Below are 24,981 nucleotides of genomic sequence, written 5' to 3' on the forward strand. Positions count from 1 at the left end.
ATTCCCACAGCCGTCTCGCCTTTTAGTATAGACTATTCCCTGATTTCACGCAAGGAGTAATCTGATATTTTACATTGTTTTAATTTATCTTAATGCCTATGCCCCTTCAGAGAATTCAGACATCTGGCATAAATTCTCTTATAAGTGGCAGCTGTATAGTGGAGTCCGTCATCTATCGTCCCCGCACCATAATGATCGCTGGCGAAGCTATACCCAGTACTCTTCAAATAACTGTACATATCAATATATGTATAGGCTGAAGACAAATTTTCCCTGAGATAATCATTCATTCTTCTGAGTTCAGCCTCACTTCTGTCCGCCCTGCCTGTATTGGAAAGCATTTTTCTGTTCATAGGGTTCACCGACATAAAATACAGCTCACATCCCTTACTTGTAAGAACAGGTGCAATGAAATTATAATAAGCCGCATATTCCTTATATTTTTTCAGGTCATTTACCCCAAAATTAAAGATCACCGCTGTTTTTTTCTGTACAATACTGTTAGTATCATGCTCTACCAGACGGTACAGTTCCTGATAACCGGTGCTGATCAGCCACTCGTATCCTTCGCCTCTCTTGCACACAAATTTCACATTCTCAGTCACATTCGCCGGCATGTACTTTAGCACATTACTCATAAATTCTGTGCGGGAATCTCCTACAAATACCACCTGCTTGTACTGATAGGGATTTACCTGAGGCAGTTCCTCCGCCGGCAGGTTTTTCTCTGAAGAATTCTTGAATACCACAGCATACAGATTCATATTATCATCCACTACAATCTCCTGCTCTGCCTCATATTCAGGACTTGTGTTCTGTCCCTGCCTGGGTGACCATCCCATAAATGTATATCCGGCTGCATCCTTCACACCAGGCAGAGTATAAGTATCTCCCTTTCCAAGAGTTACCGTAGAGGATATCACTCCGTTGTTTGTATAAAAGGCAATCTTCACTGCCTTTTTCTGAACAGCATACAATTTAAGATTCTTCTTCACCGTATAAGTAGTTCTGCTGGTAGCTTTATCTGCATTCTTCTTTGTGGACCAGCCTTTATTCACATATCCGGTTCTGGCCGGCACCAATGGGAAAGTGATAGTGGTTCCCTCTTCAACCTTCATATTCAGCTTCTGGTAAGAGGCATTGGTTTTCCCATTTCCCAGGAGAAACTGTACGGTATAATATTTGCTCTTTCTGCGTACTGCATAATAAGTAGTATTTTTTGTAACCTTTACCTGACTGCCTGCTGCATATACCGGATCTTTCCCTCCCTTTGTGGTAGTCCAGCCCAGATTAATATAACCCTTTGCCTTGGGAACCTCCGGAAGAGTGATTTTCTGGTTTTTTGCTGCATACAGATTCAGGGAAGTATAGGTTTTGCTGGTACTGGTCCCACTGTTATTATTAAAGGTTACTTTATATGGCATCTTTTTATAAACTGCATAGAAGTTAAGATTCTTCTTTACAGTAATCACTTTACCTTGCGCATAAGCCGCTTTAGATGCATTTTTGCTGAGAGCCCAGCCCAGAGCCTGATATCCCTTTCTGACCGGCACCTTGGGAAGCTGTATCGTCAGCCCTTTTCCAACTGTCTGATTCAGCTTTGCAAATGTGCTGTTACTTGCTCCGCTCTGGGAACAAAAAGTCATACGCAAAGCTGTACGGCGGACAATGTACAGAAACTGGTCTTTGTTTACTGTATATTGAGAATTCAGTTCATATTTTACCTCTGTGCATCCCGGTTCATCTGTCCATCCGTAATTTACGTACTTTGTTCCTCCGGGATCCGGTAATGTCACAGAATTGGTCTCATAGGCTGTCAATGTCAGTTGGGAAAAGGACGCTGTTCCGGAATTGTTATAAAGAACCACTTTACATTTCCTGGGCATATAAAAAGTCAGCACACCATCTTTGAGAAACTTGGGCCAGCTTTCTGTCTTTTTTAAAGTCAGCTTTTCACCGCCATTAAAGGTAATGCCATCAGCAAGCATCTCATTTTGCTCCAGCTTCCACTTATCAGGTGCTGCAGAATCCGGCACATGGGGAAACAATACCGAATCATCCCACTTTACCACTGTCCTAAGATTTTCACACTCAATACCATCACCATCCATAAAACGAATCTGCACTTCTTTCGCAGGATCAAAGGGTACCGGAGTAGGTGTTGGTGTTGGCGTTGCCGTTGGTGTCGGTGTCACTGTTGGTGTTGGCGTCACTGTTGGCGTTATGCTTGGAGACACCTCAGGGGTTACTGTTGGAGATACTTCCGGAGTTACAGAAGGCGACACCTCAGGGGCCGGTGAAGGTGATACCTCAGGAATCACTGTTGAAACAGGTGTAGGTGTAACCTGCACTGCAGTCTCACCCCTATCACCGTTTTCCCCCACATATCCTGTATAAGCATCATCCTCACCAGAGCTAAACAGCCCTGCATCTGCGCAGGGAGCCTCAAACTCCACTGCCTGTACCGGAATTCCTGCTGTTATCACTGCCGCTGCCAGAAAAAGGCAGGCCAGCCGTTTTCCTCCTTTGTGTTTTCGTCTGTCCATACTTTATTACCTCCATTTTACAAAACCCTCAGGCACACTGCAGGACATCCTGCAGCAATACTTAGAGTCTGTCAATAAATTTCATAAACGCTGTTCTGCCCTCTGGCGTGCATTTATAAACTCCTGCATCCTCAAGAACATGAACAAAAACATTTCCCACTTCTTTGCGAAGCACTTCCTGGATATTTTCTTTATCCAGATGTTCGTATTTTGGCAGGAATTCTGCCACCCAGTCTGCATGCTTTTCTATCTTTTCATTAGAAGAAACATCCTTTCCTTCCAGAATATATTCTCCCAGAAGCTCCAGTTCCTCCTTCAGTCTTGCAGGAAGTACTGCCAGACCCATTACCTCAATAAGACCAATGTTTTCCTTTTTAATATGGTGATACTGGGCATGAGGATGATATACTCCCAGAGGATGCTCTTCTGTAGTAATATTATTTCTCAGTGTCAGATCCAGTTCAAAGGTATCACCTACCTTACGCGCGATAGGTGTAATTGTATTATGAGGTTCTCCATCTGTCTCTGCAAAAATAAATGCAGCCTCATCTGTATATCCTCTCCACACCTCCAGAACATGTGTAGCCAGATCCACCAGACGTTTCTCATCCTTATGACGAATTCTCAGTACGGAAAGTGGCCATTTTACAATTCCTGCCTCCACGTCCTCATATCCTGGGATGGTAACTTTTTTCTCAATAGGTGCCTTTGCCATTGCAAAGGTATAATGTCCTCCCTGGAAATGATCATGACTGAGAATAGAGCCTCCTACAATGGGCAGATCCGCATTGGAACCCAGGAAATAATGAGGGAACAATTTTACAAAATCAAATAATTTGATAAAGGTATTTCTCTCTATCTTCATAGGAACATGACTGCAGTTAAATACGATACAGTGCTCATTATAATATACATAAGGAGAATATTGGAATCCCCATGGACTGTCATTTACAGTAATTGGAATAATTCTGTGGTTTTCCCTTGCCGGATGGTTTACTCTGCCTGCATACCCTTCATTTTCAGGGCAAAGAAGACATTTTGGATAACTACTTGATTTCACCAGTTTTGCTGCTGCAATGGCTTTTGGATCCTTTTCCGGTTTGGACAGGTTAATTGTAATATCAATTTCTCCATACTCGCTGTCCACTGTCCATTTCTGGTCTTTTTTTACCCGATAACGACGGATATAATCACTGTCCTGGCTAAGCTTGTAAAAATAATCTGTAGCTTCTACAGGATTCCTGGAATATTTATCCCAGAATTCCTTCTGAACCTGTCCCGGACGCGGCATCAGACAGTTCATCAGTCTGGTATCAAACAGATCGCGATAAACCACACTGTCCTCAATCAGTCCTCTCTTCACCGCTTCATCCAGAAGTGCTTTCAACACTTCCTCCAGATCAATATTACCATAATCTTCCTCCGGCTCTGTATATTCGTCTTCCTTAAATACATCCAGCAGAAGATTTGTGGCATAATTTTTTTCACACGCAGGTGTCAGCCCTGTCTCTATTCCATACTGAACCAGCTTCTTGATATTTTCATATAACATATCCTTTTTCTCCTTTATCTTTTACATTTCATTCTTTTTCTTTATTTCTGCACTGCCTGCACCGCTTCAATATATGTGATAAATATATTTCCCGCTTTCTGGAACAGGTCTGTACTGTCATTCATACCATACGGATATGTCTCCTTTTTTACAGGATCATACAGATACGTATTGTACTCATCATATCCTACAATCACCACACTGGTGTTATCTCCTGTCTTGGCAATCACAGGCCTCTGGGCACTTACCTCATACAGCACACTGTCAAGACTGCACCCTGAAAGATCGGTCACTGTACCAGTCTTTCTCAATTTCTTTTTCAGTACTTTTTTATCCAGAGTCCCCTCCAGTACTATATCAGGGATTTCCATGGTATCCAGCTGTATCTTTGTTTTTTTGTTACCTCTCTCCCATACATACTGCTGAGCACGGTTCAGAACAACTCCTCCCTGTTCATCCGCTCTCTGTACAGCTTTTGCCGGATCTGTCCAGGTACTGTCAAGCCCACCTCTGGCATATACATAGTAAGTTGATTCCTGAGGGATCTGCTTATCAAGACTGATGAACTCTTCTTTTGTATTACTGATCTTTGCATAGAATGCAAGAGGATTTTCTGTCTGAGCAGTTTCACTGAGCACCAGCTTTACCCGCACCCCTGTGCGTGATGCAGAAATGAGCTCAATCTTAACATTATTGGCTGCTACCTTTCCGTTATTCATAATCGTATCTTTTTTCTGCACAGTATAGGTATCCCCGGATTTTGCCGAAAGCTCAAATTCTATCAATGTATTTCCCACAGAAATATTAGTAATATACAGACCATCCCTGTGATATTCCTTCTTCACATTTCCATCAAAATCCTCAATACGCAGAGTTTGAATTCCCTCTGATCTATGTCCGTTGGAATCCGTAAGAATATCGGACTTCTGCAAAATTCCATAAACCAGATCTTCATTGATAAACCCAGCTGTCCTAAGTCTCTGTCCTTTCTCGTAGGTAATCGTACGGATCTTTTTCGTATCAAAATCAATTTCCCGGATACAGCCTTTTGAGTCTCCCTCTGTGACCAGCCATGCAGCATGATCATTATTATCAGAAGCTACAAAATTATCATATTTAATGCCTTCTTCCAGAATCTCGTAGGAATTACCTTCTATGTCCACCTTATACAGATTCTGGGCAAAAAGAAGGAAAAGCTCATTTTGCTCATTTACATAGGATAATTTTCCCAGATCTCTTTTCAAAAACTCATAGGATTCGGATATAGGAATAAATGCCTTTTCCTCCACCACATTCTTATCACTGTTAAAATGATATACGACCAAACCTTCATAGCCTTCATGAACTCCCCGGTTCATATATCCATAAAGAACAAAATCTATATCCCCCTCATCACTGACTCTCACAATCTTGATATTGTGTTGATTTCTGGAATCTCTGAAATCCCCATCCTCCAACTTCCGGAAACTGAATACCCGATTTACTTTACTGCTCCCCGGAGCATAGGACCACAGGTCTCCCTGCTGTGTAAAAGCAACTACTGTACCACTGTCATTTGACAAATACTCTACATCCTTATTTCGCACTCCCAGAATCACACCATCTTCTGAGAACACCGCTGTTTCCGGATCAAATATCTGATTCGCTGACCTCTGGAAATCCAACAGCCGGATTCTGGAATCCATGTATCTCATTCTGTAAAATTCCTCTACATCATATACTTCTGTAGTCTCATTTTCATTCTGAGAAGTAAACTGATAATCTATGGAAATACTTGCAGTGGTCTCATTAATATCCTTGATAACAGGGATTCCTTCTTTATATATCTGCGGCTTCAAGGTTCCCCAGCTCACCTCTCCCAACGTAGAATTAATACTGATATTGGAATAATTGGTAGCTACACCTGTTGTATCCGGTTCCAGATAGCTGGCCAGATCATCTGCCGCATTTTTATCCATACTGGTCTCGCAGAAATACTTTACAAAAGCTACATATTCTCCTGCATGCACCTGAGCTCTTGCCACTATTCTGGTATAATAATATATTTCGCGTCCCCCTGTCACCAGAGTAATCTGCATGGAATACTCCTGGTTCATTCTCAGGTCACTTCCGATTTCTACGGAAGCCCGAAGGTTCTGACCATCCGGCTCCAGCGCTTTGATCTTTTTATTCTCCAGGACCTTGCTTCCATCCGATGTACGGATTTCATAAGAAAAGCTCTGAACCTCTACCCCATATGGATTTACCACAAAAGTCAGCTTCTTAGACGTATCCAATGGTGTTACACTATCTCTGGTGAAATCCGCCTGCATAGGCTGGGCATATCCATACATCCTGTTTGCCAGCGTACCATCCAGATCTACCATAACCTCAGGAAAAGTAGCCTCATTAAAGTCCGAACGGTCATCTGTAGCCGTTCCATTCAGCAGCAGAGCTGTTCCCGACACTCCGGCGAGAAAAATACAGAACAGGATCAATATTCTGGCAATCACCTGTTTCATATCATCTCCCCTTCCTCAATTATTTCCAAGAGCCTGTCCAGAGTTGGATGAATCTCCAGTTCTTTCATCATCCTCTCTGTTTTGTTCTTTGCAGAAACTTTTGGATTCCCTGCAGACTTTTGGGTTTTCACTGCTCTGATCAGCAGATTTTTAGGCGTATGTTCCATATCTATAAACTCCAGAAGCTGTGTTTCATAACCTCTGCTCTCCAGGAGATTGGCACGTACCCCGTCTGTGATCAGTGCTGATATTCTCTCTTTCAAAATACCGTACCGCAAAACCGGTTCCAGCATTTCATTTTTTATCTGTCTGTTCACCTCATGCTGGCAGCACGGTACAGAGAGGATCACTCCTGCTCCCCACTGTACTGCCTTAGCCAGTGCATAATCTGTAGCCGTGTCACAGGCATAAAGAGTTACCACCATATCTACAGAAGATACGCCCTCATATTCAGCAATATCCCCCTGGTAAAAATGCAGCTTCTCATATCCATATTTTTCTGCCAACTTATTACATTTTTCAATCACATCTGTTTTCAGATCCAGACCAATAATATTTACGTCATACCCCTTTATTTGCCGGAGATAATAATACATGGCAAAGGTCAGGTAGCTTTTTCCGCAGCCAAAATCCAGAATTGTAATTTCTCTGTCCCTGGCAAGCTGGGGCAGAATATCCTCAATAAACTCCAGAAACCGGTTAATCTGTCGGAATTTGTCATATTTTGAAGTAATAATCTTACCATTCTCATTCATTACACCCAGATCTTCCAAAAAGGGCACCGGAACCCCCTCTTTCAGGATGTACTGCTTCACCCGATTATGGGCCTGAATCTGCACAGGTTCACTTACCGGATGTTTTTTTGTTTTTACAGTCATTTTCCCCTTTTTACTCACCAGAACCGTTCCATCCAACCGTCTTCCCCTAGCCTGAAACTGTCCAAAATGATCTGTGATCTCTTTTTCCAGATATTCGATCAGCTGCCCTTGAGTATAATTTTTATGAAAAATCTTTGTACCCTCAGTAGCAGAAGCCTGATAGCAGATTTGATTTTTCAGCTTTACCGGTCGGATTTTCACCTTGGAGGGACCTGAATCACTCCGACTTCCGCTTAAAACAGCCTGTATCAGGTCTTCATTCATTTGTTCTTCTAAATATTCTCTTAAATTCTTCATCATTTCTTTATCTATATCAATAAATCTGTAAGTTACTGTCTGACAGAACATGCAGACAATGCAATGTTCTCACCAGTGATAAAAGGTTCCTCTGCAGCGTTTTCTTCTGCAGCGTCTCCTGCAGATTTCCTGTCCCAAAAGCACATGTATCAGTTCATCCAGAAAGCAGCTCTGCTCTGCCTGAGCTTTTATCTCCGGTTTCATACTCTCTTTAATCTTGCTGCACAGATGATAAAACATATACTTATCCGGATATTCATCATATATCCTGCTTCCCTCATAATCCAACAGACGGCATTCTTCCTCCACCCTCTCCTGAATTTCCTGTACGATGCGGGGATAATAGGATTTCATCAGTTCAAATTCCTTTTCCTGCATCCTTTCCCCCTGATACAACATTGGATTGGCATATGCAGCATAAAACGGAAAATATTCATCATAATACATATCGAGATCCTGCATTTCTTCTGATGATCTATTTCAGTATATGTAATATTTACCGTAAAGTGCCTGTTACAGTTTCTGAATCATTCTGACTGTAAGCTTTACGCTATGCTCAATGGCTGCCATTTCAAATTCTGCATAGTCCATATGAGCGCTTCCATCTGCCTTGTCAGAAATAGCGCGGACTACCAGGAAGGGAATTCCATTGAGATAAGCGGCCTGTCCAATAGCTGCACCCTCCATTTCCACTGCAAATCCGCCAAATTCAGAGACAATGGCATCCTTTACTCCTTTATCAGAGATAAACTGGTCTCCTGAGCATATTCTTCCTTCAAATACATTGATCTCAGGATTTACTTCCCTGCACACCTCCATTGCCAGCTTGCGCAGTTTCTCATCTGCAGGGAAGGAAAATTCCTTCATCTGCGGAATCTGGCCTTTTTTATAGCCAAATCCCACTGCATCCATATCATGATGCAGCACATCTGTAGAAAGCACAATATCTCCAATATTAACATCATTATTCAGACTTCCTGCAATTCCTGTATTGATCACAGCTTCTGCTCCATAAATATCTGCCAGAATCTGTGTACACATTCCTGCATTCACTTTGCCAATTCCGGAGCGTACAACTACAACTTTCTTTCCTTCCAGAATTCCTTCATAAAAATCCATGGATGCCTTTGTTGTAATTTTTACTTCCTTCATCATTTCCTTGATTCTTGATACTTCCTGCTCCATTGCGCCTATAATACCGATACATTTCATAATCAAAACACCTCTTCTTTTTTTATTTTTACGCCTGTCCGGTTCAGGACAAACAAATATAAAGTACTTGTTTACACATTGCATTTCCTATTATAACAAAAGTTTAATTTATATGGAAACTTTTTTTATATTCTGCTATAATATTCAAGGTTGTAAATATAACTTTTTCTGCCAGGCAGAGAAAGGACAACAGAAAGCACTATTTTTCACAGGAGGAAAAATCATGACATACAAAACTAAGGGTGTCTGTTCACAGGCAATTTATTTTGATGTAGATGAGAATCATAAGGTTCACAACGTTCAGTTCGAAGGTGGATGTAACGGTAATGCCAAAGGAATTGCCGCTTTAGTAGAGGGCATGGATGCCAACGAAGTAATCAACCGTCTGGAAGGAATCCAATGCGGTTTTAAAAACACTTCCTGCCCGGATCAGCTTTCCCAGGCATTAAAACAGGCTTTAAACCAGTAACTCAAGAAATAAAACACAGGCAGGTCGGAGAATTCTCTCTTTCCTGCCTGCTTTTCATCTGTCCCATTTGTCACACAACGACTGAATATCTCTGGAAAAACGTTCCAGGTCCTTATTGGGAATTCCCTCGTTTTTCTTAATAACAGCCAGGAGACGATAACCAAGAGAAAGAAGCTTTTCAAAAGCACGGGCAGCCTTGGATGCTTTCGGGGAAGCAGAAACCTTTTCTATCTTCACACCTGTAGCCTCATAAACACAGGTATTCTCTGTCAGGTCATAGATGGTTCCGCTAAAAGGTGCCATCGTATCATAACCCAATTCTTCATGCAGACGTTTTGCAAAAATTTCTGTCACTTCGTCATTTCCATGAGTAACAAATACCTTCTTTGGTTTTTTCTTAAATGCCTTCGCCCATTTCATCAGTCCATTCACATCCGCATGTCCGCTGATTCCCGGCATAGTGCAGATGTGTGCCGCCACATGGATAGACTCTCCAAAAAGCTTTACATCCTGTGCACCTTCCAACAGGGCTCTTCCCAGTGTTCCTATGGCCTGATACCCAACAAACATCACTGTACATTTTTCATTCCACAGATTATGTTTCAAATGATGCTTAATGCGGCCGGCATCACACATGCCACTGGCTGAAATGATCACCTTAGGTTCATCATCAAAATTGATTGCTCTGGAATCATCACTTGTCACAGAGATTTTCAATCCCGGAAAGCTGATAGGATTAATTCCTTTATTGATCAGCTCCATTGCCTCTTCATCAAAACAATCATACTTATGCTCTGAAAAAATAGTTGTGGCTTCATTTGCCAGGGGACTGTCCACATATACCTCAAAACCATCGTGCCCATGTATCCTTCCTTCCTCTTTGATCTGGCGGATAAAATACAGCATTTCCTGTGTTCGCCCCACTGCAAAGGAGGGAATCACCAGATTTCCACCCCTGTCAAAAGTTTCCTGGATCACTTTCGCAAGAAGCCCTACATAGTCTGGTTTCTCTCCGTGGCTTCTGTCTCCATAAGTAGACTCCATAACTACGTAATCTGCCATATCCAGATACTCCGGATCCTTAATCAACGGCTGGTTTATATTTCCGATATCTCCGGAAAAAACTATTTTTTCTTCCTTTCCATTCTCTGTCACTGTCAGCTCAATGCTGGCAGAACCCAGTAAATGTCCTGCATCAATAAAACGTACAGAAATTCCCTCTGCCGGACTGAAAGCCTCGTTGTACGGACGCCCTACAAAATTCCGGATCACTCCCATTGCATCTTCCATGGTATACGCAGGTATATATTCCGGTTTCCCCTGTCTTTTTCCCTTTCGGTTTCTCCATTCTGCCTCGAACATCTGAATATGGGCACTGTCACGAAGCATAATATCACATAGATGGCTGGTAGCTTCCGTAGCATATACAGGTCCCTGAAACCCTTTTGCATAAAGGGCCGGCAAATTTCCCGAATGATCCATATGCGCATGAGTAAGAAGAACAAAATCCAGTTCTCCTGGTGCTACGGGAACAGGAACATTTTCATAATAATTCGGACCCTGCTCCATTCCATAATCTACCAGAAATTTTCTCCCCGCAGCCTCCAGATAATAACAGGAGCCTGTTACTTCATGGGTTGCACCAATAAAAGTAATCTTCATAAAAAACCTCCTTTCGGACTTTTCTTCCTTATTGTATATATTATACACTACAACAAAAATGATTAACAGTTTTTTTCTGAATATTTCTAACATAAAAAATGGGAACTGAAAATATCAGTTCCCGATTTTCTATGTCTGCCGCGGATTTTTATAAAACATTGCTGGTATTTTAATAAATTCTCACGCAGCAGACACTTTGGGACAGAACGGTAATAGATTTTTGCAGATATCCGGCCATTGATTTCATTCTGCCTGCGAACGTTTTCTCTAAGTGACGTTTCCGCATAAAACAAAGTTTTTCATAAAAACAAGCCGGAATTTTACCACTGTAAAATACCACTACATATATTATACGAATAAAACCACCTAAATATCACACAATCGTAAAAAAATTTTTTATATTTGCCAGTAAAGTCATTCCTGTAAGAAAAGCCATCATAAACCCTGCTGCCAGAACCCCACCTCTTTTTACCAGCAAATGGGTTCTTTTTCGTTTTTCTGTCTCCAAACGCAGGGCTTCCATTTTCCTGTTCCAATCTTCAAAATTTATGATCGCATCTTCAGAATATCTTTCTCTGTACTGACCTTTTCTCTTCAAGCTTGCCATCAGGTGATCATATCCGGCCTTAATTTTCTCCTCAGCTTCCGGTTCTGATTCCTCCTCAGGGTCTATACCAGCAGACCGTAATAATACTGCTTCCATCTCTTTCGCTTCCCGGATATATTGCTCTTCCAACAGTTTGTCTGCTTCTTCATCACTTATTTTTTTTCTCATTTTATACTCCCTTATCCCTTCTGTGCTTTTTCTTGACATTTTCTCCCCATAGGTTCATATTAGTAAGAGAGATACAGCCTGCCTTCAGGCTGACTATTGTATTCAGAAATTATCAGGAGGCTTTTTATGAAACATATCGTACTCACCGGCGGTGGCACTGCCGGACATGTTACTCCAAATATTGCACTCATTCCACGACTGAAAGAACTGGGATATGAAATTTCCTATATCGGTTCCTATGAAGGTATCGAGAAAAAGCTGATTGAAGACATGCACATTCCCTATTACGGAATCTCTTCCGGCAAATTAAGACGTTACTTTGATGTTAAAAATTTTACTGATCCCTTCCGCGTTATAAAAGGATTCGGTGAGGCAAAAAAATTATTAAAACAGTTAAAACCGGATGTGGTTTTTTCCAAGGGAGGATTCGTAACCGTACCGGTTGTAATTGCAGCCCGCAAATGCCATATTCCGGCCATTATCCACGAATCAGACATGACACCCGGACTGGCAAATAAATTATGCATTCCTTCTGCCGCAAAAGTATGCTGTAACTTCCCTGAAACCGTGCAAAGTCTCCCTGCTGACAAGGCAGTCCTCACAGGTACTCCTATCCGCGCAGAACTGTTAAATGGTGACAAAGAGGCCGGACGAAAATTCTGCGGTTTCAGTTCCGATAAACCAGTTCTGATGGTTATCGGCGGCAGTCTGGGTGCAGCATCCGTTAACCAGAATATCCGTCTGATCCTTCCTGAACTTTTAAAGGACTTCCAGGTAATCCATTTGTGTGGCAAGGGCAAACTGGACGAAAGTCTTGTCAATACAGAAGGTTATGTACAATATGAATATATCAGGCAGGAACTGGCTGATCTGTTTGCTCTGGCCGATGTTGTCATCTCCCGTGCCGGTGCCAATGCCATCTGTGAGATCAAAGCCCTGAATAAACCTAACCTTCTGATTCCACTCTCTGCAAAGGCAAGCCGCGGAGACCAGATCCTCAATGCCCGTTCTTTCCAGCGTCAGGGCTTCAGCATGGTTCTGGAAGAAGAAGAAATTACAGACAAATCTCTTCTCAACGCAATCAGAGAACTTTACCATAACCGCCAGTCTTATATTGATGCAATGTCCGGCAGCAACACCATTGATTCTATTGAAAAAATCACTAACCTGATCCAGGAATTATCATAAGACTGCAGTTCACAGCAATACTATAGCTTCTGATATTCTTTTAACAGCCATCGCTTCGTTCGCAGAACAATATTATTCACATTATTTTCAGTAGTGTGAAACTGCTCTGCGACGATGCGTGATGGAATATGATAGATTTTCACCCTTACATATATTTCATAATTTCGCTTATTTTTCTTTCGAAGCTTCCGGAAGATAAAATGTAAACCGTCTTTTGTACTTAAAGCCTCCATGCTCTCTTCCACATTATCACAGCCTGATATCGCTTCGTTATTTTCCAGCAGCTCAGAACTGGCATACTCATGCTGCCTGTATGCTTTTTTACAATAATCCTTAGCTCTGTTTACAGACATTTCCCTGATCATCGCACCCATGGTTTGCCTGTTAACTTTATCTTGCTCCATGTGGTATAAGGTTTCAAATATATCCTGACAGACATCCTCTGCCTCAGCTTCGTTTTTCAAGATTGTCTTCGCCGCACGCAATGCAATACCACGGTATCTGGCATAAAATTCCCAAAATTCCGCGTCATCCATATCAATTAAACTGTGCCTTTACCTTCTCCATAATTTCCTCTTTTACCTCATCAGTAAGAGTTCCCGGTGTCCATGTAATTCCTACAGAATCTCCATTATATCTCGGAATCAGATGCATATGAAAATGGAACACTGTCTGTCCTGCACATTCTCCATTATTCTGCACAATATTAAAGCCATCACAATGTAATGCATCAGTCATGACACGTGCCATTTTTTTTGCCAGGATCATTGCTTTTGCTGCCAGTTCGTCTGAAATCTCATAAATATTTGCGGCATGAGCCTTTGGCAGGATCAGTGCATGTCCCTTGCTTGCAGGGCCCAGATCCAGAATCACTCTGAAATTCTCATCCTCATAAAGAGTTGCTGCCGGAATTTCTCCACCGGCGATTTTACAGAAAATACAATTATCCATTTTTAATTCCTTCTTTCTATTTTTCTGTGTCGATTTTGTACGAATTTTCCACTGCGAAACAGATTGCGAAGCTTTGGTCTGCAATGATACACTTTTTTCTGAGGTGATCATATATGCAGACAGAAACTATACAAGAGTCAGCAAAATTAAAACAGAATTTTCAGTTCACACTTTCCAGGCTTGGACATGAAATCCGTAATCCCATAGCCCTCATAAGCAGTGAACTTCAGCTCATGGCCTCTTCCCATCCGGAAGTATGCCGGTTTGAACAATGGGATGATCTCATGGACAATCTGGATTACATAAAAGAGCTATTAAATGAGCTGTCAGATTTCAGTCATTCAGGAACGGTCTCCCTTACCCCGGTAAATATCACAGAATTCCTCAGTACAATCATCGCCTGTGAAAAACATACACTGGATTATCTGGGTATCACTCTGGAAACTCATCTGGAACCCATCTCCTCCCCTGTACTGATTGATCGTATAAAAATGCGTCAGGCTCTGCTGAATCTCTTCCGGAATGCCTGCGAAGCCATAGCAGCACCAAGGGGCAGAATTACTGTCCGCCTGACAAAAGCTGATGATTGTATCTGTATCTCTGTGGCAGATAACGGATGCGGGATGACCAGGGAACAGATACAGAAAATCTTTACACCCTTTGTCACCTACAAGCCATCCGGCACTGGTCTCGGCCTGGCAGTAACAAAGGAAATCATCACTGCACATCACGGAAGTCTGACCGTAGACAGCGCCCCAGGCCAGGGCTCTGTCTTTAGGATTTTCCTAAAATAAATCCTCACTATTCCGAAGACTTTTTCCCGGATGATACAAAAGCATGCATAAGAGAAAGCCACAGATCATACCACCCACATGAGCCGCATTATCCACTCCCTCACTGGCAAATCCAAAGTAAAGAGAGAATCCAGTCATAATAAGGATCTGCCTGAGGGAAAGATCCTCCAGCCTTCCTCTGCCCCGGATCACCGCATAGACCATGGCTCCCATCACTGCAAAAACAGCGCCGGAAGCTCCTGCCGAAACACCAAACTCTCCGGTACCCATTTCCAGAAACATACTAAGGATATTCCCTCCGATTCCACCCAGAAGATAGATCAACAGATATTTAATCCGACCGGCTGTACGCTCCATACGCCCACCCAGTACAAATAATACCAGCATATTATTCCCCAGATGCCTCGGACCAAAATGAAGAAACATACTGGTAAACAATCTGTAGAACTCTCCATTGATCACTGCAGGCGTATACGCAGCCCCACACTGAAGCATATGTCCGGTGTTTTCTGTTCCACCGGTAAATTCTACAACCAGAAAAACCAGTACATTAACAAGGATCAGAAATACTGTCACTGGTTCTTTTTTTAATTCTTCCACACCAGACCTCTTTTCATCCTGTTTTATCCTGCTGTCACAGCAATTCATAAATATCAGATCAGGGAGCAGATACCTTACATCCCTTCCCTCATCATATAAATTGTATCAAAAAATCCTGATTTTTCAATCTTATTTCAAAAATATATATCTTGCCTGGGCAAAATCTACCTCATCCTCTTCCTGCAGACGATATTCTTCCTCAGGGAGCAGAAGTCTTCCGTTCACAATCGTCCCGTTTCTGGAGTTCATGTCAGATAAATAATATTCTTCCTCTCTTTTCCTTATTTTGGCATGAATCCGGCTTACTGTAGGCAGATCGATCACTGCATCACAGGCGTTTTCCAGTTTTCCTATCACTGTCAGTTCCTCCTGCAGATAAATAGGAGCCAGTTCCCCAGGTTCTCTGCTCACCAGACTTGCCGGTCCCGAAACAACTCCTGCAGAAAGTACCACCGTCTCGCCAAAATCCTCCTCCCTTTCCCTGTGTAGACTTTTTTTCTCCATCATCGTTTTTATGGAATCATCTGAACCCTCCTGCAGTATTTCGTTTACCGGCGGCCGGACAAACTTTTCCGATAACTGCGGCTTTTCCCTGCTCTCCCTCTGTGGTTGTTTATAAACATCTTTTGCCTTTCGGATGATCAGTACAGCCAACATAATCCCACCCATTCCTGCCAGTACAACACCCAAAAGAACGCTTATATCCTGATGAGGAAGATATCCTCCGGAAATCGCCATGGTAACACCTGCCAAGGCCAGCAATATCAAAACAAATACTGCCACTTTTTTTCCAAATAATTTATGGCTGTCTGTTTTTTCTGTCTTCTCTTCCCGCCAGAAATTTTCCGACATTCCAGATGACTGCATAAGGCTTTCTTCCCCGGTTTCCTGTACAGATATTTCCCGGGAATCCTTTTCTGTTTCTGTCTTTATTTCTTCTTTATTATTCTGTTTACGATATAATTCTTCTTTAATGTGCTCCAAATGAAAGCTGTTTTCCATAGTTCTTCTGTAAACACCATACCCAAGGATCACCGCCTCACTGTCTTCATGGTCAATCTTCGGCAGTATATACTCCGTCAACAGCTGAAACTGTTCCTTAATATCTTTGTCGTATCCCGGCATCAGACAGAAAAAAAGCTCTTTTTTCTCACAGTCTGCAAAAATATACTGTGGCTTCAGAACCAGCTGTGCAGGATTGATAAGGTATTCTGCTGCTTCCTCCATAACTCTGACAAATCCTCCAAAAATCAGCCGAAGATCTTCATTTCCCAGTTTTTTCTCTTCATATAAGGTGCTGACCGCCTGTTTTGAGGTGATATCAAAATACATCATAAATTTTCCATCCACACCCTGAATCCTGCATTTCAGAAGAGAAGGTATAATATTTCCTACCAGCATACGAACCTGATAAGAATCCGTATTAATATCTTTCTCGCCATATAGAATCAGATAGTTATGATTCATATCTCTTTTATATTCTGCTTTCACCCTACTCCCCCGTTCCTTCAAACACTGCTTTTGCAGCTCTGATCTTGCGGATATGACTTACAGGATCTATGATTTTGGCTTTGCCCTCTGTTCTCATATGCCAGTTCAGCCCTCCATAAACAGATATTGTATCCAGATCATAAGTAACCTGTACTTCCTTTCCCACATTGGTCTGAGTTGTCAGGTCTTCCGCTCCGAAAAATCCGGTACTTCCCAATTTCTCGCTACACATTCTGGCAGTCTCATATACCTGTCCGTTTTTCTTATTTCCTTCCATGCTCCCGCTCAATGCAGACTCATAGGCAGCCGCTGTAAGCCATGCTCTATTATGGACAAAAAAACTCAGATAAATCGTGCCAAAAAGTACCAGCAGAATTAAGGGCATAACGCATGCAGCTTCCACTGTAAAACTTCCCTTTTTTATCTTTTCCACCATATTCCTACCTCCACAAAAACAGTTTTCCCAGATATCCCAGCATCAAAAAGGGTACAAATGGAATTTCTGTATTTCCTTTTTTACGAAACAACCATAACAGAATGCCTGCCCATGCCGCGCTGATCAGCATAGCTGCAAACAGCATGGAAAAAAATTCTTCAGGCATCAGGACTGTGCCCAGAGCAAGCAAGATCCATCCGTCTCCCATTCCCATAGCCCCTCTGGTGATGACACTTATTCCAAGAAAAGAAACACCTGTCATTATGGGCAGAAGCCGTTCTATAGAAACGGTTCCCCTGTATACAGTCCAGATCATTCCTGTTGCCGCCAGCATAGTAGCCAGTACCAGTGATATTTCTCTTCTTTTAATATCCATCCAGGAATTCAGGCCCAAAAAGACCAGCACGCAAAACTCTCTCATAATTCCGCCCCATCTCCCATCATTTATAACTATTCTCTCAGATATGACTTACGTCTTCTCAACTCTGTCTCTGCAGTCTGTTAGTTTCAGCCGCATCTGCTGCAGCATTTCATCCCTGAAGTTTCCGTTTCCTTCACCATCCGGACTGTACGCTTTAAGCCACTGCAGGTCTCCAGGTTATGATAACGGTTTCCCTGCTCTGTAACAAAGACCACACCTGCAGGCTTTTGATTTCTACTGCAGGTCTCACAGGCAGTATAGTGTTCTCCATACTGATTATTTGCAGCCAAAACAGAAGTACCGGGAATCTGTTTTAACGAAACATTCAGATAACTACACCCGGGATCCTTATGATATACACTTCCGGATTCTGTAATATAAACCATTTTTTCCGGTGTACTTTCATTTCCACTGTCCCCTTCAAAAATTCTTCCTGTCCAGGCATGCACTTTTACATGATTGTAAATTACAACTTTCGGCAGGGGAACCAGACCGCCAAAGGGCTCATAGCTGTAAATATCCGGCAGAGTAATATCCTCTGCACCACTTTCTCCTGTAAGGTATGCATACATTCCAGCCTGTTTCGCCTTTGTACATAACTGACTAAGATGCTCCGTCTGCACCTTATAGATATCCATAAAGCAGATCATGGTCAATATTCCCATAAAAAACAGCGGTAATACAAATGCAGTCTCAACTGCCAGACTGGCTCTCCGCCAGCCAGAGATGCAAAAAGATGCCTTTACAGAAAGCTCACATCTTTTTTTCGGGGGGAAAAAGAACAGATTTGTACGAAAACTTAGAGAGCGGTTTCTCCTTTCATAGATTATTTCCTTTTTCAGAACATTTCTTATACTTAGTTTATTTCTTCTTTTCTTCTTTTCTTTCTGTAAAAGCACCTTTTTGCACCTCTTTTCACTATTCATAACAATATTGACGTATCACCTGAAAATCTTTCTTTTTATTTGCTTTCACATCAGCAAACGCTTCCAGTGCCACAATACAGGAATCCATACAGAAATTCTTTCTTCCCTTCTCCCGGATTGTATTCTCGATCATATCCATAGCACGCATTGCCTTTTTTTCTTTGGATACTGTCAAAACCAGCACCTGCAGATAATCTTTATAAGACATTCCCTTTTCGTCATTTCTTCGCATAGAATCCAGTCCTTCCATAAGATCCGGAAGATTTCCCAATGAAATCTGCCAGTCCGCAGAGGATTTTACCAGCGGAATCCTTCCCCCTGCAAACAATTCCCTGACGTCCAGCACACTTTCTGCAAAGGCCCAGCACAGAATCAGGGCTGCCTCAATAATTACAGCTGCCGGCGGAACCAGAAATCCTGACGCAATGGCGGTTGCCAGCGCCTGAGCTTCTGACCTTTTCACATTATCTGCCATTAAACATGCAAAATTCACTCCCTCCCGGATAAATAATAATTTAGATGCTACTGCTTTCAGATTGTCCTCGTCACTATTTTTTCCTCCGAAAACATATTCCATCTGATATGCCAGTCCGGCCGAAGAAGGCTCTGCATAGCTTCCCAGATGCTCCATAAGATACTGCTGAAAAAGGACTTCTGAAGTATAACTGTTTTCAACCGTCATTCCATCCGGCATCTCCATACCCTGCTGCAAACCTCGCCCGGAAACAAGAGTTCCTTTCTCAATCTCCTTTGTTGACAGCCCATTTCCACCTGGCAGTACTAATTCCAGGACTCCCCTTTTCATAATTCTTTTCATAATAGTGATGGGATTTTTTGCAGGTGGAGCCTGTGGAGCAACCTGTGTATCTCCGCTTCCAAACTCTTCTCCTCCCTGCTCCTGATTTCTGGCTGCTTCTTCAGCCGCCTGCTGACTTTTTTCAGATGCCTGATTCATCTCTGAATCATATCGATCAATAGACCCTTTTGATTGTGCCTGATTTGCAGACTGATCTGCCTGAGCTGTTTTTTCCTGTCTTTCTGACATTCTGCCAAGGAGGAGCTGTATCCCCTGACTTCCCAGTGTTTCCTGCATATACCCTACAATTTGCTGATAAAATGCTTCTCCGTTCTGATCTGTCAGTAACCGATATCCTGTCAATCCGCTTTGACATAGCGTAAGCTTCTGACTGTTCTGCTTCAAGACAGGATTCATATAAGCTTCCAGCTCATCGCAGACAGCAGCCAGATCCAGCTGCCCGCCTCCTCTGGAACCATCCAGGGCAAACAGATCATAATCTGCCAGCAGCTCTTTATCATATTGTCCAAACAATGAATATAATCCAATATCCATACCATTAAGGATCTGGGTTCTGGCTGATGCCATACGTACTGACTCAATACTTGCACATATCAGTGACAACAACAGACTGAGGATCAATGTCAGAAAAACGGTAACGCTTCCTTTTTTTCTCATACAGAAAATACACCTCCTCCTTGCTGTACATCAGATGGAATTACTTTGTTTCGCTATCTTGGAAAGAAGACTGTTTACCAGATTTGTGATCTGCTCTTTAAATATAATTACAAGGCCGATCAGCACCACCAGTATAAGTATAATCTCTACTACACCCACAGCATCCTCTTCCTTAACAAAATCCCATACCCATTCTTTCAGTTTCTTCATTTCTCTACTCTTCCTCCGTCTTTCTGCAGGCATCATCCTCTGATTCCTACGCACCTCCATAAAAAGAAAGAAATGCCGGAATCATCACGATTGCCATTACTACAATCAACATCAGCATCATAGGAAACAACAGCTTAGTTGCAGCCGCCTCTCCCAGCACCCTGGCCTTTCGTTTACGTTCCTCCCAGGCTTCCACAGACTCCCGTTCCAGCATATCTGCCATCTGACGGCTTCCTTTCTGCAGATTCTGGATCAGCAGCGTAGCCAGAGTTTTATATTTTACCTGTCCACATCTTTCTCCAAATCTTCGATAAGCTTCTCCTTCGGAGACACCGCTTTCCATCTCATAACAGACTACACGGATTTCCTCATAAGCTGCCCTTTTTATAGATTTTTTCTTTCTTCCGTAATCCAGGGCGATTTTCTGAAATGCTTTTCTGACTGTCATTCCCGCCTGTACCAGCAATGTAAATTTCATGATCAGCCCCGGATAATCCATCAGAAGTTCTTCCTGTCTTTTCTGGAGCTGAACCTGTTCTTCTCTGCCTTTCATTACAAGCACTATCATAGCAGCGATCAGAAATATTCCTGTCAGCATTTTACCGGACGTATCAGCAGGGCTTATCCACTGAAGCTTTTTCCCATTCCACTGCTCTGGCAGGTAATAATAATCAGGATCTCCCTTTTCTTCATTGTAACGGGCAATTTCTTCCATGATGTCCTTCTGTTCCTGCTCCTTTGCCGTCAGCTTCTGAGTCTGTTCCTGTTCTTCCTGTTCCTGTACCTCTTTCTCCGGTATCTGTACATACAGGGTGCCTGTCTTTTCTCCATCCACGGATACCACAAACTTCTTCTCATATGATCCCGTATCCTCCTTTTCCAGTCGATATCCCCGTGAATACACCTGTTCACCGCTTCCGGCTGTAAGCATCATCCCAAGAAGATTGCCTGCAACAGCTACCATTGTGAATAACCTGATTCCTTCTTTTCCGCCAATTCCGGAAGAAGGGATCCACTTCATTCTCCACCCCAGCAGCAGAAGCAGAATAATAACAAATATAACAATATGTACCCACATCTCTGTCATTACACCTCAATATCCACGATTTTTCTACCCATCCAGTATGCAGCAGCATAAATAACCAGGCAGATACTCATAGCGGCAATTCCAAAGGGATTTCCATAAAGAACGCTTAAAAAACCAGGGGAAGTCATCTGAAGATATACAATGATTCCCGCAGGCATCAGGCTCATGATCATCTGTTCCGATTTCTTTGCAGCCAGAGTAGCTTCTATCTCTTTTTTTACATCAATCTTATCCCCCAGCATTCTGGACACCTTTTGCAGTACCTGATTCATATCTCCACCTGTACGCTTGGCTGTGTAAAAAACAGATGCAAAATTCTCAATATCTTCTACCTGGCTCCGCTCTCCAAAATCCAGAAACAGCTCCTCCAGAGGTACACTGACATGCTGCTGACTTTCAATATAGCGAAACTCTTCTACCACATCTGCACCCCTGCCATAAAGCCGTTCCAGATCCCGGGTACAGGCTTTCACTGCACTTTCCACAGAATATCCGGCATGAACTGCCACACTTAAAGATGTCAGTGCATCTTTAAACTGATAATTCAACCTTTTCCGTCTCTCCCGGATCAGTCGGCTCTGCTGCCATTTCAGATAAAACAGACTCACTGGTACCATAAGCACAAGAAGCCACATACTTCTGTAAAACAGATAATCTACTGCCATACATAAAGCAGCTGCCTGTCCCAGATATTTCACACTCTCTTTTAATGAAAAATGGTAATGATCATAATCCTTCTTTGCATAGCTTTGTTCTTTTCTTTTCCCTTTCATAGTTCAATCCCCGCTCTTTCCAATTTTTCCATATGCAGAAGATCTGCTGTTTTTACCAGCCCTTTTCCCTCCTGCCACTGGTACAACGGCCTTGTCTGAATTTCTCCTTTTTCAAAACCGCAGACCTCTGTTACTTCCAGCAGCTTTCTCGATCTGTCCCGCATTCTTCCCAGATGTACAAGGATATCTACCCCTGAGGCAATCTGTCTGCGGATTGCCTCCAGAGGAAGATCCACACCCATCAGAACCATTGTCTCCAATCGTGAAAGCATGTCACGGCTGCTATTGGCATGGGCAGTGGAAAGGGAGCCCTCATGCCCTGTATTCAGTGCCTGAAGCATATCCATTGCCTCTCCTCCCCTCACCTCACCCACAATGATCCTGTCCGGGCGCATTCTCAATGCCGACCGGATCAGATCACGGATAGTTACGGATGCTGCCCCTGCCATATTGGCCATTTTGGCTTCCAGCCGCACCAGATTGTCAATTCCCCTGATACGAAGTTCTGCGTTATCTTCTATAGTAATGATTCTTTCATCCCGGGGAATATATTCCGACAAAGCTGCCAGGAAAGTAGTTTTACCGCTTCCTGTTCCTCCGCCGATAACCATGGAATATCTTGCCTGCACCAGCTTTTGCAGAAATCCGGCACATTCCGGAGTAATACTGCCCAGACTGGTCAGCTTCTCCATGGTAATAGGATGCTCCGGAAAACGCCGGATCGTCAGGATTGGTCCGTTTAATGCCACCGGATAGATGACCGCATTAACTCTGGAACCATTCTCCAGTCTGGCATCCACAATAGGCATGGATTCATTTACTACTCTGTTACACTTGCCAACAATCTGTTGGATTACATCCTCCAGTTTTTCTCTGGAGGTAAAACTTTTGTGCCATTTCATCAGTTTTCCCGCCCGCTCCACAAAAATCGTATCCGGGCCGTTTACCATAATCTCTGTCACAGTTTCATCGTCCACCAGTTCCTGCAATACATCCAGCTTGCGGACAGAATAAAACAGCTCCTGCCGCAGCCGCACCTTCTCCTTTAATGCAAGCCTCATGCCTTCTGTCTGATTCAGGATCAGTTCATCGATCACATCCAGGATTTCCTTATCTGACAGTTCTCTGGAAAGATCCAGCTGCTCCATCAGCATCTGCCGCAGCCTTCCAAATATTTCTCTGCTCATTCTCTTTCCTTTCTCAATATCTCCCTGACATAATCTCCCAGCTCACTCCACATCAGCTGTTCCATATAGTTGGGAGAGGGTGCTGTAGCCATATGAAAGGGCGGTTTTATTTTCACTGTCTTTTCCAGGATCTGCGGAAAGTCCCAGATACGTACCAGATTCTCAAACTGCGCGATCTTGCACATTGAGACAGCATCAGACAGTACAGGCATATAAATCCTTCTACACAGGTCAAGAAGCTGAAAATTATCATCAATTCCACTTCCCATATCCAGTACGACCACCTCGTAAGAGCTTTCCGTGGTGATCATCTGAATCAGCTGCTCCCAGTCCTGCCAGGCTGTTCCCCTGATGTCTGCCGGCATCTGCACAGGGGGAATGTAATCCAGATTGCCTATGGTCTGCACCATACTGTTCATCTTGTGAAGCAGATTCTGATTATCCTGTCTGACATAATAAAGAAGATCGCTCAGATTATGAGCAAATCCTTTTCCCAGCAGCTCTTCAAACCCTGAATATTCTTCCATATTCAGATATAGAACTGCCTTATCTTTTGCCAGTATCTGTCCAAGCGTCAGTGCAAAGGAGGTTTTCAGGCAGCGTCCCAGAGGTGAAAACACTCCCAGTATTTCTGTGGTCTTTTTTAAGACCCTATACTGAGGTGTTGTTTTCTTTTCTGCTCCATAGCATTCCATCACTTCACGTATCACATCTGAAGAAGACTGATATTTATATACACTGGGATATTGATCAAGCTCCGGAGGATGTACTCCCTCCGAAAGTATAATGATTTTCCCGATATCTAATTCCCGAACCTCCCGGCACATAGCCCGTCCGGAAATCAACAGCAACTCTATATGTGTTTTTTTTCCATAGGAGATCAGGTTCTCTACTGCTGTAAAAGCCTGAATCTCAAAAGGAATATTCTTCTTCTGATTCAGATAGTCCATGAAATTCAGGGCATAGTCTACCTCCAGGTCACAGACTGCGAATATATTCTTCTTCAATAGATTCCTCCTGCATACAACAAAACACTTAAAAATATGGGAACCGTAAAATGGAAATTTTCAGGAAGTGAAATATCTTTTTTTCCATAGGAAAGAATTTGCTTATTTTTTACAGTATTCTCAAGATAGCTTATAAAATATCGGATTCTTTCACAGAAATTGTGCTCAGAAATCAGAATAGCCAATGAAATGCAGGCTCCGATCATAAAAGAAATACAGATACACTTCAGAATTTCAGAAAAACCCATCACGCTTCCCAGCGCACAGAAAAGTTTGATATCACCAGCTCCCAGCATTCCAAAAACAAACAGAAAGGCCAGAAACAACGGAACTCCGCTTCCCATAAGGAAAAAACGGATTCCCGAAATTCCTCTTTCCCGGATGCAAAGAACAAATCCCACAAACATAGAGAACAGGATCCATCCATTATCAACCTTTGCCGTCCGAAAATCCATGGTCATTGCGGTACCGGCAATCACTACGGGAAAAAGGTAACTAAAATCATTCAGCATCACCTCGCTTTTTCACATATCCTGTAAATATG

25 protein-coding genes are annotated in these 24,981 nt (G+C 42.7%); 3 read left to right on the forward strand and 22 right to left on the reverse strand.

The features are described from left to right. Positions 1 to 89: 89 nt before the first annotated feature. From H8Z82_RS06180 to H8Z82_RS06205, 6 genes are all read right to left on the reverse strand, one after another. On the reverse strand, positions 90 to 2,546 hold the full coding sequence (locus tag H8Z82_RS06180) for an InlB B-repeat-containing protein (protein WP_186994592.1): 2,457 nt from the start codon (positions 2,544 to 2,546) through the stop codon (positions 90 to 92). Between the two features lie 61 nt (positions 2,547 to 2,607). Then, complete coding sequence (gene galT, locus H8Z82_RS06185; protein ID WP_186994593.1) at positions 2,608 to 4,098, reverse strand: UDP-glucose--hexose-1-phosphate uridylyltransferase; 1,491 nt, start codon at positions 4,096 to 4,098, stop codon at positions 2,608 to 2,610. Between the two features lie 41 nt (positions 4,099 to 4,139). Next, positions 4,140 to 6,599, reverse strand: coding sequence for a hypothetical protein (locus H8Z82_RS06190; RefSeq protein ID WP_186994594.1), 2,460 nt, complete (start codon positions 6,597 to 6,599; stop codon positions 4,140 to 4,142). Then, positions 6,596 to 7,774: a class I SAM-dependent methyltransferase gene (locus H8Z82_RS06195; RefSeq protein ID WP_186994651.1), complete on the reverse strand. Its 1,179-nt coding sequence runs from the start codon at positions 7,772 to 7,774 to the stop codon at positions 6,596 to 6,598. The genes H8Z82_RS06190 and H8Z82_RS06195 overlap by 4 nt, the downstream gene beginning before the upstream one ends. Before the next feature lie 69 nt (positions 7,775 to 7,843). Continuing rightward, positions 7,844 to 8,236, reverse strand: coding sequence for a hypothetical protein (locus H8Z82_RS06200; protein WP_243176406.1), 393 nt, complete (start codon positions 8,234 to 8,236; stop codon positions 7,844 to 7,846). Between the two features lie 51 nt (positions 8,237 to 8,287). Further along, positions 8,288 to 8,986 carry a 5'-methylthioadenosine/adenosylhomocysteine nucleosidase gene (locus tag H8Z82_RS06205; RefSeq protein WP_019160543.1) on the reverse strand — a complete coding sequence of 233 codons (699 nt, stop codon included), beginning with the start codon at positions 8,984 to 8,986 and terminating at the stop codon, positions 8,288 to 8,290. Between the two features lie 223 nt (positions 8,987 to 9,209). Here H8Z82_RS06205 and H8Z82_RS06210 point away from each other — a divergent pair, with 223 nt between their 5' ends. After that, positions 9,210 to 9,455 carry a TIGR03905 family TSCPD domain-containing protein gene (locus H8Z82_RS06210; RefSeq protein ID WP_186994595.1) on the forward strand — a complete coding sequence of 82 codons (246 nt, stop codon included), beginning with the start codon at positions 9,210 to 9,212 and terminating at the stop codon, positions 9,453 to 9,455. A 54-nt stretch (positions 9,456 to 9,509) separates the two neighbouring features. Here the strand turns inward: H8Z82_RS06210 and H8Z82_RS06215 are convergent, their stop codons facing one another. Next, complete coding sequence (locus H8Z82_RS06215) at positions 9,510 to 11,117, reverse strand: MBL fold metallo-hydrolase RNA specificity domain-containing protein (RefSeq protein WP_186994596.1); 1,608 nt, start codon at positions 11,115 to 11,117, stop codon at positions 9,510 to 9,512. A gap of 373 nt (positions 11,118 to 11,490) precedes the next feature. Then, positions 11,491 to 11,892: a hypothetical protein gene (locus H8Z82_RS06220; protein WP_186994597.1), complete on the reverse strand. Its 402-nt coding sequence runs from the start codon at positions 11,890 to 11,892 to the stop codon at positions 11,491 to 11,493. Positions 11,893 to 12,018: 126 nt separating this feature from the next. On the opposite strand from H8Z82_RS06220, the gene H8Z82_RS06225 reads away from it, so the two are divergent. Next, positions 12,019 to 13,080 carry an undecaprenyldiphospho-muramoylpentapeptide beta-N-acetylglucosaminyltransferase gene (locus H8Z82_RS06225; protein ID WP_186994598.1) on the forward strand — a complete coding sequence of 354 codons (1,062 nt, stop codon included), beginning with the start codon at positions 12,019 to 12,021 and terminating at the stop codon, positions 13,078 to 13,080. 20 nt (positions 13,081 to 13,100) lie between these two features. On the opposite strand, the gene H8Z82_RS06230 is transcribed toward H8Z82_RS06225, so the two are convergent. After that, a complete protein-coding gene (locus tag H8Z82_RS06230; RefSeq protein ID WP_186994599.1) occupies positions 13,101 to 13,616 on the reverse strand; it encodes an RNA polymerase sigma factor in 516 nt (171 codons plus the stop codon). A 1-nt stretch (position 13,617) separates the two neighbouring features. After that, positions 13,618 to 14,031, reverse strand: coding sequence for an HIT family protein (locus H8Z82_RS06235; RefSeq protein ID WP_019160537.1), 414 nt, complete (start codon positions 14,029 to 14,031; stop codon positions 13,618 to 13,620). 113 nt (positions 14,032 to 14,144) lie between these two features. Between H8Z82_RS06235 and H8Z82_RS06240 the strand changes: the two genes are divergently transcribed. Further along, a complete protein-coding gene (locus tag H8Z82_RS06240) occupies positions 14,145 to 14,825 on the forward strand; it encodes a sensor histidine kinase (RefSeq protein ID WP_019160536.1) in 681 nt (226 codons plus the stop codon). Here H8Z82_RS06240 and H8Z82_RS06245 read toward each other — a convergent pair. From H8Z82_RS06245 to H8Z82_RS06300, 12 genes are all read right to left on the reverse strand, one after another. After that, positions 14,817 to 15,473 carry a rhomboid family intramembrane serine protease gene (locus H8Z82_RS06245; RefSeq protein ID WP_019160535.1) on the reverse strand — a complete coding sequence of 219 codons (657 nt, stop codon included), beginning with the start codon at positions 15,471 to 15,473 and terminating at the stop codon, positions 14,817 to 14,819. The genes H8Z82_RS06240 and H8Z82_RS06245 overlap by 9 nt on opposite strands. 81 nt (positions 15,474 to 15,554) lie before the next feature. Beyond that, complete coding sequence (locus H8Z82_RS06250; protein WP_207724633.1) at positions 15,555 to 16,892, reverse strand: DUF6382 domain-containing protein; 1,338 nt, start codon at positions 16,890 to 16,892, stop codon at positions 15,555 to 15,557. A gap of 25 nt (positions 16,893 to 16,917) precedes the next feature. Beyond that, a complete protein-coding gene (locus tag H8Z82_RS06255; protein ID WP_019160533.1) occupies positions 16,918 to 17,352 on the reverse strand; it encodes a TadE family protein in 435 nt (144 codons plus the stop codon). 4 nt (positions 17,353 to 17,356) lie between these two features. Next, entirely contained in the window at positions 17,357 to 17,773 is a 417-nt protein-coding gene (locus tag H8Z82_RS06260; RefSeq protein ID WP_019160532.1) for a prepilin peptidase, read from the reverse strand. An 86-nt stretch (positions 17,774 to 17,859) separates the two neighbouring features. Continuing rightward, positions 17,860 to 18,438 (reverse strand): hypothetical protein, encoded by a 579-nt coding sequence (locus H8Z82_RS06265; protein WP_243176407.1) that lies wholly within the window; start codon positions 18,436 to 18,438, stop codon positions 17,860 to 17,862. Between the two features lie 253 nt (positions 18,439 to 18,691). Further along, entirely contained in the window at positions 18,692 to 20,173 is a 1,482-nt protein-coding gene (locus H8Z82_RS06270) for a DUF5702 domain-containing protein (RefSeq protein WP_186994601.1), read from the reverse strand. 30 nt (positions 20,174 to 20,203) lie between these two features. Continuing rightward, the gene (locus H8Z82_RS06275) at positions 20,204 to 20,383 is read right to left on the reverse strand and encodes a Flp1 family type IVb pilin (protein WP_019160529.1); all 180 of its coding nucleotides are present in this window, start codon (positions 20,381 to 20,383) and stop codon (positions 20,204 to 20,206) included. Between the two features lie 46 nt (positions 20,384 to 20,429). Then, a complete protein-coding gene (locus H8Z82_RS06280) occupies positions 20,430 to 21,461 on the reverse strand; it encodes a type II secretion system F family protein (protein ID WP_044997119.1) in 1,032 nt (343 codons plus the stop codon). A gap of 8 nt (positions 21,462 to 21,469) precedes the next feature. Beyond that, positions 21,470 to 22,243: a type II secretion system F family protein gene (locus H8Z82_RS06285; RefSeq protein WP_186994602.1), complete on the reverse strand. Its 774-nt coding sequence runs from the start codon at positions 22,241 to 22,243 to the stop codon at positions 21,470 to 21,472. After that, the gene (locus H8Z82_RS06290; protein ID WP_019160526.1) at positions 22,240 to 23,430 is read right to left on the reverse strand and encodes a CpaF family protein; all 1,191 of its coding nucleotides are present in this window, start codon (positions 23,428 to 23,430) and stop codon (positions 22,240 to 22,242) included. The genes H8Z82_RS06285 and H8Z82_RS06290 overlap by 4 nt, the downstream gene beginning before the upstream one ends. Further along, positions 23,427 to 24,437, reverse strand: a complete 1,011-nt coding sequence (locus H8Z82_RS06295) for a P-loop NTPase family protein (RefSeq protein ID WP_019160525.1) — start codon at positions 24,435 to 24,437, stop codon at positions 23,427 to 23,429. Before H8Z82_RS06295 ends, H8Z82_RS06290 begins: the two co-directional genes overlap by 4 nt. Continuing rightward, on the reverse strand, positions 24,434 to 24,949 hold the full coding sequence (locus tag H8Z82_RS06300) for a prepilin peptidase (RefSeq protein WP_186994603.1): 516 nt from the start codon (positions 24,947 to 24,949) through the stop codon (positions 24,434 to 24,436). The genes H8Z82_RS06295 and H8Z82_RS06300 overlap by 4 nt, the downstream gene beginning before the upstream one ends. Between the last annotated feature and the right edge of the window lie 32 nt (positions 24,950 to 24,981).

The sequence above is a fragment of the Blautia difficilis genome (genome assembly GCF_014297245.1).
GTDB classification, from domain to species: domain Bacteria; phylum Bacillota; class Clostridia; order Lachnospirales; family Lachnospiraceae; genus Blautia_A; species Blautia_A difficilis.

Excerpts from the sequence above, each read along its gene's own strand:
- H8Z82_RS06180 (WP_186994592.1), bottom strand. The coding sequence starts at position 2,546 with ATGGACAGACGAAAACACAAAGGAGGAAAACGGCTGGCCTGCCTTTTT.
- galT (WP_186994593.1), bottom strand. The coding sequence starts at position 4,098 with ATGTTATATGAAAATATCAAGAAGCTGGTTCAGTATGGAATAGAGACA.
- H8Z82_RS06190 (WP_186994594.1), bottom strand. The coding sequence starts at position 6,599 with ATGAAACAGGTGATTGCCAGAATATTGATCCTGTTCTGTATTTTTCTC.
- H8Z82_RS06195 (WP_186994651.1), bottom strand. The coding sequence starts at position 7,774 with ATGAAGAATTTAAGAGAATATTTAGAAGAACAAATGAATGAAGACCTG.
- H8Z82_RS06200 (WP_243176406.1), bottom strand. The coding sequence starts at position 8,236 with ATGCAGGATCTCGATATGTATTATGATGAATATTTTCCGTTTTATGCT.
- H8Z82_RS06205 (WP_019160543.1), bottom strand. The coding sequence starts at position 8,986 with ATGAAATGTATCGGTATTATAGGCGCAATGGAGCAGGAAGTATCAAGA.
- H8Z82_RS06210 (WP_186994595.1), top strand. The coding sequence starts at position 9,210 with ATGACATACAAAACTAAGGGTGTCTGTTCACAGGCAATTTATTTTGAT.
- H8Z82_RS06215 (WP_186994596.1), bottom strand. The coding sequence starts at position 11,117 with ATGAAGATTACTTTTATTGGTGCAACCCATGAAGTAACAGGCTCCTGT.
- H8Z82_RS06220 (WP_186994597.1), bottom strand. The coding sequence starts at position 11,892 with ATGAGAAAAAAAATAAGTGATGAAGAAGCAGACAAACTGTTGGAAGAG.
- H8Z82_RS06225 (WP_186994598.1), top strand. The coding sequence starts at position 12,019 with ATGAAACATATCGTACTCACCGGCGGTGGCACTGCCGGACATGTTACT.
- H8Z82_RS06230 (WP_186994599.1), bottom strand. The coding sequence starts at position 13,616 with ATGGATGACGCGGAATTTTGGGAATTTTATGCCAGATACCGTGGTATT.
- H8Z82_RS06235 (WP_019160537.1), bottom strand. The coding sequence starts at position 14,031 with ATGGATAATTGTATTTTCTGTAAAATCGCCGGTGGAGAAATTCCGGCA.
- H8Z82_RS06240 (WP_019160536.1), top strand. The coding sequence starts at position 14,145 with ATGCAGACAGAAACTATACAAGAGTCAGCAAAATTAAAACAGAATTTT.
- H8Z82_RS06245 (WP_019160535.1), bottom strand. The coding sequence starts at position 15,473 with ATGAATTGCTGTGACAGCAGGATAAAACAGGATGAAAAGAGGTCTGGT.
- H8Z82_RS06250 (WP_207724633.1), bottom strand. The coding sequence starts at position 16,892 with ATGAATCATAACTATCTGATTCTATATGGCGAGAAAGATATTAATACG.
- H8Z82_RS06255 (WP_019160533.1), bottom strand. The coding sequence starts at position 17,352 with ATGGTGGAAAAGATAAAAAAGGGAAGTTTTACAGTGGAAGCTGCATGC.
- H8Z82_RS06260 (WP_019160532.1), bottom strand. The coding sequence starts at position 17,773 with ATGAGAGAGTTTTGCGTGCTGGTCTTTTTGGGCCTGAATTCCTGGATG.
- H8Z82_RS06265 (WP_243176407.1), bottom strand. The coding sequence starts at position 18,438 with ATGGGAATATTGACCATGATCTGCTTTATGGATATCTATAAGGTGCAG.
- H8Z82_RS06270 (WP_186994601.1), bottom strand. The coding sequence starts at position 20,173 with ATGAGAAAAAAAGGAAGCGTTACCGTTTTTCTGACATTGATCCTCAGT.
- H8Z82_RS06275 (WP_019160529.1), bottom strand. The coding sequence starts at position 20,383 with ATGAAGAAACTGAAAGAATGGGTATGGGATTTTGTTAAGGAAGAGGAT.
- H8Z82_RS06280 (WP_044997119.1), bottom strand. The coding sequence starts at position 21,461 with ATGTGGGTACATATTGTTATATTTGTTATTATTCTGCTTCTGCTGCTG.
- H8Z82_RS06285 (WP_186994602.1), bottom strand. The coding sequence starts at position 22,243 with ATGAAAGGGAAAAGAAAAGAACAAAGCTATGCAAAGAAGGATTATGAT.
- H8Z82_RS06290 (WP_019160526.1), bottom strand. The coding sequence starts at position 23,430 with ATGAGCAGAGAAATATTTGGAAGGCTGCGGCAGATGCTGATGGAGCAG.
- H8Z82_RS06300 (WP_186994603.1), bottom strand. The coding sequence starts at position 24,949 with ATGCTGAATGATTTTAGTTACCTTTTTCCCGTAGTGATTGCCGGTACC.